Here is a 14611-nt window from a genome sequence, read left to right as displayed (position 1 = left end):
GATCGGGAAACGGAAATATGCGAAGATTGTGGATCTTTGGGTGAAGGGACTGGCGATGAATTGGAGCATGCTTTATGGAGATGCCAAGCCGCAGAGAATAAGCCTGCCAGCCTATCCTTTTGCAAAGGAGCGGTATTGGATCACGGATATTACGATCCCATCTGTGGAAAGAATTCCAATGGAGTCTCAGGAAAAAGTAGTTCATGTTCAGTCTGAAAAACCAAATGGGATTTCCTTACGGAATTTAACGGACAGTCAGCCGCAACTTAGTAAGTCTGCCACCCACCAGGGGACACCGATTATTTTAACTTCTTCGGAAGGGAGAATGCGTGCTGCAAAGAATGACAAAAAGAAGAAAGAACAGGTGATAACTGCTCCTGTCCTATCTGTATCGTCAGAAATATTGCAGGAGGAGCTGGCAACAAGTCTGGCGCAAGCTTTATATATAGATCGGGACGAGATCGATGAGGATAAAAACTTTGTTGATCTTGGATTGGATTCCATTATAGGCGTAGAGTGGATTCGAAACATTAATAAACACTACTACACATCTATAACAGCGACAAAAGTCTACGATTATCCAACCATACGGGAGTTCAGTAGATTTTTAGAAAAGGAATTGGGCAATCGTGTGACCGAGATAAGCGTGCCGTCTTCTACTGTGTCTATTACGGATCAGGCGACTGCAAAGCATTCACCGCTGCTCGTATCATTGGAATCGGATAAGCAGGCAGAGGCCTCACTTCAGATTCAGTTGATGCCGATATCGGCTGAAAAGAAGCAGCCACAATCCGGCACGATTCCGTCTGGTGTCTCTACAGAGCAATTACGGGAAGAACTGACGACCAGTCTGGCCGAAGCCTTGTACATGGAACGAAACGAGATTGAGGCAGATAGAAACTTTATAGATATCGGATTGGATTCCATTATAGGCGTAGAATGGATTCGAAACCTGAATAAGCGCTACGGCACATCTATTGCAGCTACCAAAGTCTACGACTATCCGACTATTCTGCAATTTACCGAGTTTTTGGCACAAGAAATCAATAAACATGGGGGCAAGAGAAGTTTAGTACAGCAGCCCTTGGACACAGTCTCAGACACGGACAAACCTATAGCAGAAGTCCATTTACCACGAACAGACACGATCCAATGTTCTCCAGCGCAGTTGCCCAAGGCGAAAATGGTGTCATTGCGCCGGGCAGAAGCAGAAGAGAAATCATTGCCCGTGACTTCGGAAAATCAAGAGGCAATTGCAATTGTCGGGATTTCGGGAAGATATCCTGGTGCTGAAGATGTACAGCAATATTGGGAAAATCTCGCTCAAGGCCAAAACTCCATTGTTGAAATTCCAAAGGACCGTTGGGACGTAGATCCTTTGTATGATCCGCGTCCGGCGCAAGAGGGGAAGATAAATTGCAAGTGGCTGGGTGTCTTGAAGGACATAGAATATTTTGACCCGTTATTTTTTAATATATCGCCTACCGAGGCGGAAGGCATGGACCCGCAGCAACGCATCTTTTTGCAGGAGGCCTATAAAGCCTTTGAGGATGCAGGTTATAGCGGCTCGCAGTTGGCAAATAAAAAATGCGGGGTTTATCTTGGCATTTTAAATAATGAGTATAGTATGATGCGCTACAAGCATAAAGCACAATTCAGCAATACTACCGGGAACAGCAACGCTATTGCAGCGGCTCGTATTTCCTATTTCCTTAATCTGAAAGGACCTGCCATATCTGTGGACACGGCATGCTCCTCATCGTTGGTAGCGACTCACCTTGCTTGCCAGGCTTTATCAAATAAAGAGATTGAAATGGCGTTAGTCGGTGGTGTGTCGTTGTACCTGACTCCTGAATCCTATGTAGGTATGTCTGCATCCGGAATGTTGTCACCAGATGGTCAGTGTAAGACATTTGACAATAGTGCCAACGGCTTTGTTCCAGGCGAAGGAGCAGGGGTGCTGGTTCTGAAGCGGCTAAAGGATGCGGAAGCTGACCGGGATCACATATACGGAGTTATTATCGGAACTGGGATCAACCAGGATGGAAAAACCAATGGAATTACTGCTCCAAGCGCGAACAGCCAAATGGAGCTTGAGCAGGAGATATACAATAAGTATCAGATTGAGCCCGAAAGCATTAGCTATGTTGAAATGCATGGGACAGGCACCAAGCTGGGCGATCCTATTGAATTAGAGGCTTTATCCACAGCTTTTAAAGAACAAACAGATCAGAAAAACTTCTGCGCCATAGGCTCGGTAAAGAGCAATATCGGGCATACTTCGGCAGCAGCAGGCGTAGCAAGCATGCAAAAAGTGTTGTTATGCATGAAGTATAAGAAGCTGGTACCGACATTGAATTTCAAGAACCCGAATGAGCATTTTGATTTTGATGATTCTCCATTTTATGTAAATACACAATTGAAGGACTGGGAACCTTCTAATGGGAGCAAAAGGCGTGCCGCTGTGAGCTCTTTTGGTTTTAGTGGTACCAATGCCCATCTTATTATTGAAGAGTATCGTCCAGAGGTTGCAATTTCACCAGCAGACGACGAATCAAATAGTCCCGTTCTTTTCGTATTGTCTGCCAAAAATGAGAAGCAATTAGTAACCTATGCCGAAAATTTAAGAAACTTTATTGCATCTCAGCCAAATCTTAGCCTGACAGATATGGGGTATACGCTGCAAGTAAGCCGTGAGCCGATGAACCACCGTCTGGCTTTTGTGGCAGGTTCAAAAGAGAATGTGCTAAAAGCGCTGGATGGATTGATTCATCATCATCTGCCAGCTGGAGTCCTGACGGGTCAGGTGAAAAAGAACAAGGACGGGATCGTACTCTTTGAGGCAGATGAAGATGCCAGATCCTTGCTTGAAACTTGGATCAAGAAGAGAAAATTAGAAAAAATTGCAGAGCTGTGGGTACAGGGTCTAACGATGGACTGGAACAAGCTGTATGGGGACATCAGGCCTCGCCCAATGAGTCTGCCAACCTATCCTTTTGCAAAGGAACGGTGCTGGGCGCCCGAGCTAGACAATAAGGCAGGCAGGGGCCCAGCTTCTGTTATGGGTGCTGCACTTCATCCTTTGCTGCACCAAAACACCTCCGATTTTTCGGAGCAGCGGTTCAGCTCGACTTTTACTGGTCCGGAGTTTTTCCTGAAAGATCATGTGGTGAATGGGCAAAGGGTGCTGTCCGGGGCTGCAACTCTTGAAATGGCCCGGGCAGCAGTGGAGCAGTCACTAGGGGCTGATGAGGGCGACCTGGTCGGAATGTGCCTTAAAAACGTGGTTTGGGCACGACCTATTGCCCTAGAGAATGAACCAATACAGCTGCATATCGGGCTTTTCCAGCATGAAGATCAAGAGATTTCGTATGAAATTTATGGAAATCACGGAGCCGATGATACAGAGCTTATGTTATATAGCTACGGCAATGCGGTACGAAGATCGGCGGTAGAGGTCCCTGCATTGAATATTAAAGATTTGCAGGATATATGCAGTAGAAGCTTCTATCCGACAGCATTGTATAGCGTTTTCAGAGATTTGGGAATTGATTATGGCCCTGGGCATCAGGGGATTGAGATGGTATATGCGGGAGAAGGTCAGGTGCTGGCGAAGCTATCTTTGCCCTCCTCAGTCTCTGACACTCAAAGCCAATTTATCCTCCATCCAAGCATGATCGATTCCGCTTTGCAGGCATCCATAGGCTTGACGCTGGGCTCTCGCGAGATTAAGCCCGCTCTGCCGTATGCCATTCAGGAAGTTGAAATTATAAAAAATTGCAGCTCCATCATGTGGGCGCTGATTCGATACCATATAGATGGTAAAACAGGAGATAAGGCACAGAAACTAGATATTGACCTGAGCGACGAAACCGGAGAGATCTGTGTGAGGATCAAGGGCTATTCTTCAAGAATTTTGGATATAGACTCCATTCCCACAGACGCGCAGTCCAATTCTGGTACCTTGATGCTTGAACCCGTGTGGAAAGAGCAGGGAGTTACCATAGATGGTGATTTACCTGTATATGATCGCCATGTCGTGATCCTTTGCCCGCCGTCCGCGATTTCCTGTGAACAAGTAGAAGCTCAAATAAGCGGCGCACAATGCATATTTTTGCAACCTGATCAGAACAGAATTGGGGAACAGTTTCAGCATTACGCCGTTCAGATACTTGAGCTAATACAAAGAATTTTTAGAGAAAAAAACCATGGCAAGGTGTTAATCCAGATTGTCACAAACGACCAGGAGGAGCAGCAGCTTGTATCAGGGCTCTCAGGTCTTTTAAAAACCTCCAGAATAGAACATCCAAAACTGGTGGGGCAGTTGATAGAACTTGAGCAGGTTGAGGCCCCGAGTACAATCATAGATATTTTAAAAGAAAACAGCTGGAGTCCTGGAGACATCCAGATCCGGTATGGGAAAGGCAAACGATGGATTTCTAGCTGGAACGAGATTTCGTTTTCTCCGGAAACAGCGGACATTCCGTGGAAGGAGAACGGAGTATATCTCATTACCGGTGGTGCCGGTGGCTTGGGACTTATTTTTGCCAAAGAAATTGTAAATAAAGTACAAAATGTCGCGTTGATTTTAACGGGCCGTTCCGCACTAGATGAGGACAAGCAGGCAGAGATAAAGAAATTGGAGTCATTAGGAGCACGAATAGCATATAAGCAGGCCGATGTGACCCGGGAGCAGGCGGTGGCTGATTTAATTCGGGAAATAGAGGCAGAATTCGGAAGCCTGAATGGCATCATTCACAGTGCAGGAGTCATTCGTGACAACCGCATACTCCAAAAAAATAGCGAGGAAATGCTGGAGGTTCTCGCTCCCAAAGTTTTAGGGGTAGTGAACTTGGATCAGGCGAGCAAGCACCTGCCTCTTGACTTCTTTATTCTGTTTTCGTCAGTAGCCGGAGGGCTGGGCAATCAGGGACAGGCAGACTATTCTACCGCCAACGCGTTTATGGATGCATACGCCAGATACCGGAACACATTGACAGAATCGCAGCAACGCCAGGGGCAAACGATATCCATCAATTGGCCACTATGGAAAGAAGGCGGGATGCATATTGATGAGGAGACAGAGAAGCTGGTAAAACAGCAAACAGGTATGGGCAGTATTTCAACTTCTTCCGGCATTCAGGCTTTGTACCGTACCATGCTTACGGGTGCTGATCAGGTTATGGTGATGGAAGGCAATCTCGAAAAAATGAAAAGAATAGTAGGCTTAATAACGAATCCCGAAACCAGACAGCTTGAAAAGGCGGTGAGTACTTCAGCAAGTATTTCAGCAAGTATTTCAGCAATTTCCGCCACTGAACGGGATGTCGCATCAGACCTGCTGGACAAGGTGCGAACCGCCATGATGCAGGCGGTATCGAAATTGCTGAAAGTCAAACTTGAAGATATTGACGCCTATGTAGAACTGAGTGAGTATGGCTTTGATTCCATTTTGCTCACGCAATTTACCAACAACATCAATCACTTGTACCGACTTGATCTGACCCCTGCTGTATTCTTTGAATACACTACGCTTCATGACTTCTGCAGGTATTTGGTGGACGAATATGCCATCGTGCTTGGAGAGCAGTTTATCGTGCAGACCCGGACTGAGCCTGCCGTGCAGAATGAAGAGAGTCGTAGAGAAGACGGTATACGCAGTAGACGCCAGCGTTCCCGATTTTCAAACGAGAACATGCTAGCTATGCCGCAACAGACCCCGGCCAGTTCTGAACCTATTGCAATTGTAGGCATAAGCGGCGTATTTCCCATGGCCCGGGATGTGAATGAATTTTGGAAAAATCTTGAGGAAGGCAGGGACTGTATCACTGAAATACCTGAAGATCGCTGGGATTGGAAGGCGTATTACGGTGACCCTGCGGATGAGACCAATAAAACAAACATCAAGTGGGGCGGGTTTATTGACGGGATTTATGAGTTTGACCCTTTATTTTTTGGAATTTCACCGAGGGAAGCCGCACTCATGGACCCGCAGCAGCGCCTGTTAATGACCTATATTTGGAAGGCGATTGAAGATGCGGGCATCCAAGCAGGGACACTGTCAGGAAGCCGTACAGGTATCTTTGCAGGCACTGCGAACAGCGGCTACAGCGGAATGATCTATCAGGGAAATGTGGGTGTTGAGGCGTATTCCTCCAGCGGCATGGCGCCGTCGGTGGGACCTAATCGTATGAGCTATTTCCTGAATATTCATGGTCCGAGCGAGCCTGTCGAAACGGCATGCTCCAGTGCGTTGGTGGCCATTCACCGGGCAGTAAAGGCTATAGAAGATGGAAGCTGTGAAATGGCAATTGCAGGTGGTGTCAATGTGATTATCACCCCAGAGCTTCATATTAGCTTCAACAAAGCAGGGATGCTGTGTGAGGACGGTCGATGCAAAACCTTCTCTGATCAGGCCAACGGTTACGTGCGCGGTGAAGGGGCAGGCATGCTTTTCCTGAAAAAGCTGAAGGACGCAGAAAAGGCTGGAGACCATATTTACGGCGTAATCCGGGGCACTGCTATCAATCACGGAGGCCGGGCCAATTCCCTGACAGCACCCAATCCGAGGGCACAGGCGGATTTGCTGGTAAATGCATATACAAAAGCCGGTATCGACCCAAGAACAGTTTCTTACATGGAGGCCCATGGGACAGGCACCGAACTGGGCGATCCAATTGAAATTAACGGACTTAAAACAGCCTTTAAAGAGCTTTATGAGACTATAAAAGGACCTGGGGTCAAAGAGCCCCATTGTGGTCTAGGTTCCGTGAAGACTAATATCGGACATCTGGAATTGGCTGCCGGGATCGCTGGTGTCGTCAAAGTACTGCTTCAGATGAAGCATAAAAAGCTTGTTAAAAGCCTTCATTGCAATGCAATGAATCCCTATATCAAACTTGAAGACAGTCCTTTCTATATCGTTCAGGAGACGAGGGAATGGAAACAGCAGCAAGATGCTTCTGGAAATAATATTCCTCGGAGAGCCGGGGTCAGCTCTTTTGGATTTGGCGGTGTCAATGCCCATTTGATCATCGAGGAATATGTTCCGGAAAATCAGGAGAAGGAGCCGGTTACCTTCAGTGCCCAAAAGCCGGCTATTGTTGTGCTGTCAGCCAAGACTGAAACACAGTTGCAAGATCAGGCCCGGCAATTGCTAGCTGCAATCCGGGAGCGTCAGTTCACAGATAATAGTCTGGGAGATATAGTGTATACCCTGCAGGCGGGACGCGATGCGATGGAGGAACGTTTGGCCTTCACTGCAGCTTCTCTTTCCGAGCTTGAGGAGAAGCTGAGTGGTTTTGTGGAGGGCCTAGAAGGTATTCATAGCTTATATGTTGGGCAGGCCAAACGCTATAGAGAAGAAAATAGAGACCGGGAAACACAACAGGGTGCGGCCGAGATGATGGAGGCACTGGTTAATGAAAACAACTATGTCCAAATCGCACAGCTTTGGGTAAGAGGCGAGGTCTTTAACTGGGACGTGCTGTACGAAAAGAATAAGCCGAACCGTATTAGCCTGCCTACCTATCCTTTTGCCAGAGAACGATATTGCATAACGGATACCAATAAGCTGAGGGGAGCAAACGGTGGACTGAGGCAGGAGACATCCACCATCCTTCATCCTTTGCTTCAGCGAAATACGTCCGATATTTATGGCCTTCAGTTCAGCTCCACATTTACGGGGAGAGAATTTTTCCTCGCAGACCATGTGATCAAGGGGCAAAAGCTTTTGCCCGGAGTGGCTTACCTTGAAATGGCGCGAGCGGCAGTAGAGGAAGTCGCTTCTCCGGAAGAAAATCGGATTTGTGTTCGTCTAAAAGATGTATTATGGCTCCTGCCTATGGTAGCTGAAGAACGGCCGATTGCTATAAATATCGGGCTTTATCCGCAAGATGGTGGAGAAATTGCCTATGAAATCTACAGCAAGTCTGAATCAGCGGATACAGAGCTAGTTGTGCATAGCGAGGGCAGTGCAGCGATTGCTCCGTTGGCTGAGATTCCTGCCATAGATATTGAAGCCCTGCTGGAGCAGTGCAATCTGGGTACCTATTCATCCCAGCAATGTTATGAGGCGTTTGCGGCGATGCAGGTTTCCTATGGGCCGGGACATCAAGGAATTGAAAAGATATACACTGGCGTGGATCAGGTCCTTGCCAAGTTGTCCTTGCCTTCTTCTGCTTACGAGACCATGGGACAGTTTGTGATGCATCCTAGCTTGATGGATTCTGCTCTGCAAGCGTCCATAGGCCTGATGATGGACACATACGGCGCTGCCATGTCCGACGGAACAGTTTCTATGAAGCCGGCTTTACCATTTGCAATGGAAGAGCTTGAGGTGTTTAGTGGCTGCACATCGGAGATGTGGGCTTGGGTCCGTGATCGTGAAGGTAGTAGACAGGATAGTCCAGTGCAGAAGCTGGATATTGATTTGTGCGACATGCAGGGGAATGTTTGTGTAAGCATGAAGGGCTTATCATCACGAATTGCAGAAAGAGGAACAGGGGGATCAGAGGAATTGATGACGCCTGAGACTTTGATGCTTGAGCCTGTATGGGAAGAACAAGTCCTTTTCCCGAGAGCCACAGCACCTGAATATCGGCAGCATTTGGTCATTCTATGTGAACCAGCACATATTTCTAGGGAAATGATCGAATCACAAATGAGAGGGGTACATTGTCTCATCCTGCAATCCGAAGAGGAGAGCATGGATGCACGGTTTGGAACTTACGCATCTCAGGTGTTTGAGCAAATTCAACAGGTGCTTAAAGCCCAATCCAAAGACAAAACATTGATTCAGCTTGTCATTCCAGTACAGGATCACAGACAGGTATTCTCGGGACTTTACGGGCTCTTACAAACAGCACAGCTTGAGAATCCCACACTGGTGGGTCAACTGATCGAAGTGGATGTGGAGGAAGATGCCGCAGGTATTATAAATATCCTGCAAGAAAATAGCCGTAACTCCATGGATACACAGGTCCGCTATCAGCGGGGCAGACGATATGCTGCCGCATGGACGGAGATCCAATCCTCGCGGGAAGGGGGCCGAATTCCATGGAAGGACTCAGGGATATATTTGATTACCGGAGGAATAGGTAGTCTTGGTTTGATGCTGGCAGAAGAAATGGCACGACAAACCAAAGATGCCGTTTTAATTCTCGTTGGACGATCTGCACTCCGTGGTCACACCAAAGCAAGAATTGAGGAAATAGAGGCCCTAGGAGCAAGAGTTGTATTTCGGCAGGCCGATGTCGCCGATAACAGAGCGGTTGAGGATTTAATCGGGGATATTCAGGAAGAGTTTGGGAAGCTGGATGGAATTGTTCATGCCGCAGGAGTGACCTGCGATAATTTCATTATTAAAAAAACAGAAGAGGAATTGCAGAAAGTATTGGCGCCAAAAGTTGCAGGATTGATCAATCTAGATCAGGCCTGCAAGGATATTCCGCTGGACTTTTTCGTCCTGTATTCATCTGTTGCAGGCAGCCTGGGGAATGTAGGACAGGCTGACTATGCTGCTGCCAATGCCTTTATGGATGCTTATGCCAGCTATCGCAATACACTTGTAGAACAGAAGCAACGTCAGGGACAGACGCTTTCTATCAACTGGCCGCTGTGGAAGGAAGGCGGAATGCATATTGATAGAGAAACGAAACAAATCATGGAGGAAATGGGGTTGTTCGCTATGGAGACTGGTACAGGAATGCGAGCTTTGTACCAGAGTCTGGCTTCTGGAAAAGATCAAGTCATGGTATTGGAAGGACGCGCCAATCAGCTCAGAGAAACGCTCCTGCAACAGCCATCCCTGAATCAGGCTGGAGATACCCCCTCTATGATCATAGAGAGCAGAAAGGACTCAGGAATCGGACAAGAACTGCTTGCCGAAAAAGCGGCAAATTATTTAAAGCAACTGCTTGCTGCATCGATCAGACTGCCAGCAAGGCAGATTGAAGCCGATGCCCCCATGGAGAAATATGGAATTGATTCCATTATGATCAGACAGCTGACACGTGAACTGGAGAAAACATTCGGAATGCTACCTAAAACGTTGTTTTTTGAATACCAGAGTATCCGAGAGCTGACCCAATATTTTCTTGAAGTTCACCAGAAGCGGCTGATTCAGTTGCTTGGAATGGAGGAAGAGGTCAACGCCGTCCAAGCGTTTACGTCTTCCACTGTGAAAGAGCACCCGGGAAGGCCGCTTTCCAGCAGCCGAAGACCAGCTCGTGAAATGCCGGCTCAGGCAAAATTGCTGGATCAGAAAAAATTCCAGCCGCAACTGGAAACGGCAAGAGGTACTGGTGATATTGCCATCATCGGCTTGTCAGGAATGTATCCTGAGGCGGAGAATGTTAGGGAATTCTGGAACAATCTGCGTAATGGAAAGGACTGCATTACGGAAATTCCCAAAGAGCGCTGGGATCACAGCATACACTATGACGAGGAAGAGGACAAGTCTGGAAAAGTTTACAGCAAGTGGGGAGGCTTTATCAAAGGCGTAGATCAATTTGATCCGAAATTTTTTAATATCTCTCCTAGAGAAGCAGAGATTATTGATCCACAGGAGCGCTTGTTCCTGAAATGCGTCTATGAAACGATTGAGGATGCAGGCTATACCCGAGAAGGGCTTGGAGTGGAAAGGAATGTAGGCGTTTTTGTCGGAGTTATGTACGAAGAATATCAACTTTACGGGGCGCAGGAGCAGGCTAGAGGCAAAATGATTGCCGTTCCAGGGAATCCGGCCTCCATTGCAAATCGTGTTTCTTATTTCTGTAATTTCCACGGACCGAGCATGGCTGTGGATACGATGTGCTCATCCTCTTTGACGACTATACATCTAGCCTGTCAGAGCTTACAGCAAGACGAGTGTGAGCTGGCCATTGCCGGCGGCGTCAATGTCTCCATTCATCCGAACAAATACCTGATGCTTGGACAAGGGAGGTTCGTATCAAGCAAGGGGCGGTGCGAAAGCTTCGGAGAAGGTGGAGATGGATATGTGCCAGGTGAAGGTGTAGGAGCCGTGTTGCTCAAACCGCTGACCAAAGCAATTGCAGACGGCGACCACATATACGGGGTTATCAAGGGAACCGCTGTGAACCACGGTGGGAAGACAAATGGTTTTTCAGTTCCGAATCCTAAGGCGCAGGCCAGTGTAATTGGAAGAGTCTTTAAGAAAGCTGGAATTAACCCCAGAACAATCAGTTACATTGAAGCACACGGCACCGGGACATCTTTAGGTGATCCTATTGAGATCGCTGGTTTGCAAAAGGTTTTCAGGGAATATACGGAAGACACGCAGTTCTGCGCCATTGGATCGGCAAAATCCAATATAGGGCATTGTGAGAGTGCGGCTGGGATTGCTGGAGTGACTAAGGTGCTCCTTCAGCTCAAATATGGGCAAATCGCACCTTCGCTGCATTCAAACATACTCAACCCGAACATCGACTTTAGCAATAGCCCTTTTATAGTTCAGCAGGAGCTTGAAGAGTGGAAAAGACCGGTCGTCACTATAAATGGGAAGACCGTTGAATACCCAAGAATTGCAGGCATTTCTTCTTTCGGCGCCGGAGGCTCCAACGCACATGTGCTGATTGAGGAATATATCCCTGAGGTGCAGGAGACTACACAAGCTGCGATGATATCGCAAAGCCCGTCCATGGTTGTGCTGTCAGCCAAAAATCAAGAACGATTGTACGAGCAGGTGAAAAGATTGCTTTTTGCACTCAGAACGCCTGAATACACGGAAGCCAGTTTGGAGGATATAGCATTTACCCTTCAAGTGGGACGTGAAGCTATGGAGGAACGGTTAGCGGTCATAGCTAAGTCTACGAGGGAACTTGAAGGAAAGCTGGAGGGCTTCCTGGCAGGGAATGAGGATATCGACGGACTCTATTTGGGTCAAGCTAAGAAGAATAAAGATATCCTGACTGTTCTTGAAGCAGACGAGGATATGGGACAACTGGTAGATATCTGGATAAGCAAGGGCAAGTATACAAAGCTGGCAGAGCTTTGGGTTCAGGGCCTGTTATTCGATTGGAACAGACTTTACGGAAATGTCAAACCTCATCGGATTAGTCTGCCAACCTATCCTTTTGCCCAGGAAAGCTATTGGATCCCTATGTTCGGAAGCCAGCCTAAAGAAGTCAAGACGGTGCCTCCTCTAGTTGAGATTCCGGCACGAGAGCCTGTGTTTAGCCCTCCTGCTGTCAACACTAATGTACAGGTACAGACAGTAGCGAAAGTACCTGAAAAACCGCAGGGTATTTTGCTGCGCTCAGTCTCTGACATCGAGAAGATAGACGATACACCAAAAAAGGCAGCCAAGCCCGCAGAATTGACACCTGCTGCACCGCAACCTAAAACCATCATTTCCTCACCGCAGCCTGCTATCCAGGATGAGGTCAAACGGTCTGCAAATGGACCCATGGCTATACGGGTGGATGCATTGGAGAAGGAACTAATTGAAAGTCTTGCGAAATCTTTGAGCATGGACAAAAGGGATATTGGCCGGGATGATAAATTTATCGATATGGGATTGGATTCAATTATAGGCGTAGAGTGGGTACAGGACGTAAATAAACGGTTTGGAACTGCTATTTCAGCAACCAGAGTATATGACTATCCTAACATCGAAGAATTTTCCAGATATTTAGCAAAGGAATTGAGCAAATCGGCGGAAGCTTCAAATCAAGTGCCTGTAGAGTCAACTTCTACGCAGCCCATGCAATCCTTGATCCAGAAGGTACTGCAAGGTGAATTAAATGTTGAGCAGGCCGATCAGTTGTTCAAGCAATTACATTCGTAAATTGCCGATACGATATTCGTCCTATTTCATACGGCTAGGAGGGCATTTTTATGGATCCAAAAGATATTTTTCGTGCGGTACAAACAGGGGAAATAAATTCTGAAGATGCCGAAAAACAATTGCTCCAATTTATGGGGGGGCTCTCAGATGGATCTTTGGAAGGATCATCGGAAGTCACTTCACAGGAATCATCCTCAGAGGGAGTGTCACTTTCGCTACAGCCATTGGACAGCCTTCACGGACCGGAGAGTGAGTTTAACGGCGAAGTAGAAGAACAGTCTGTTGTTCAAATGCAGGAATTTGAGCATGGCATTGTTCTATTAACAATGAAGGACACAGTGCACAAAAATACATTTTCCGATGAACTGATTATGGGCCTGAACCGGGCATTTGAGACGGTACAGGCTAACGAGAATTATAAAGTTGTGATTCTAACGGGATATGACACCTACTTTGCCACAGGAGGTACACAGGAGGGTCTGCTGGCCATTCATGAGGGCAAGGCGAAATATAGCGATACCAATGTTTACAAGATTGCACTGGATTGCAAGCTACCGGTCATTGCCGCTATGCAGGGACATGGGATTGGCGCAGGCTGGTGTATGGGGATGTTTTGCGATTTTATTGTGATGAGTAGAGAAAGTATCTACACCACTAATTTTATGAAATACGGGTTTACGCCTGGTGCAGGCTCAACCCTCATTTTTCCCGAAAAATTCGGGGTTAGTATGGCGCAGGAAATTCTATTCACTGGTACTAGATATAGCGGTTCAGAACTGGAGTCCAAAGGGACTCCTTTTCCTGTTTTGCCAAGAAATGAAGTGGTGCCGTACGCAATGCAGCTGGCAAGAAAACTGTCCGAGTCGCCAAGAGAGTCATTGATTGAGCTGAAAAATCATATGGCTCAGCCGATAAGAGAAAAGCTGGCGGCTACGATTGAGAAAGAAATAAAAATGCAGGACAAAACGTTTGTGCATCAGCAGGAGGTAAAGGATCGGATTCAAACGGCCTACGGACAGCTGCCGAATAGCAATGATACGCACAAACCGCTCAAGCAGGCTGATATGAAAAAAGCTGTGTCCCGTATGGCGTATGATCAGGAGAAGGATTCGATCGCAATTATTGGCATGGCGGGGCAATTTCCCAAATCCAAAACATTGACTGAGTTCTGGGATAATCTAGCTCATGGCAGAGATTGTATATCGGAAATTCCTTCAACGCGTTGGTCGATTGATGAATATTATGATACCAATCCCAAGGCTGAGGGGAAAACTTATAGCAAGTGGATGGGTGTGCTCGAGGATCTGGATCGATTTGACCCGTTATTCTTTAATATATCTCCTGCGGAAGCAGAAATGATGGATCCTCAACAGCGTCTATTTCTGGAAAGTAGCTGGAAATGCATTGAAGATGCCGGATTAAATCCAGCTTCGCTGTCTGGAAGTCGTTGCGGTGTTTTTGTAGGATGTGCAGCTAGTGATTATGGAAGGTCCATGAGCGGACAAGGGTTGAATGCGCAGGTTCTTATGGGAGGAGCGCCTTCCATTTTATCGGCCCGGATTTCGTATTTACTGAATTTAAAAGGCCCTTCTCTGGCGATTGATACCGCGTGTTCTTCCTCTCTGGTAGCGATTGCTGAAGCTTGCAACAGCCTTGTTTTAGAAACAAGCGATCTTGCTTTGGCGGGCGGAGTAATGATCATGGCAGGGCCAGGGATGCATGTTATGACCAGCAAAGCAGGAATGCTATCCAAAGACGGACGCTGCTTTACTTTTGATGCCCGTGCAAACGGATTTGTCCCCG

Annotated in this window: 2 protein-coding genes; both read left to right on the top strand. The window is 47.2% G+C overall.

Features of this window, described 5'->3' with window-relative positions:
- Positions 1-12808, top strand: a 12808-nt coding sequence (locus AC5V8P_RS15360; protein WP_495473711.1) for an SDR family NAD(P)-dependent oxidoreductase, incomplete at its 5' end; no start/stop codon positions are given.
- A 50-nt stretch (positions 12809-12858) separates the two neighbouring features.
- A partial coding sequence (locus AC5V8P_RS15355) for a polyketide synthase (protein ID WP_495473710.1) occupies positions 12859-14611 on the top strand: 1753 nt, incomplete at its 3' end.

The organism is Paenibacillus sp. N119s (genome assembly GCF_059447605.1).
Note: the sequence above shows the minus strand (reverse complement) of the source record. Positions and strands in the feature narration are given on the sequence as shown.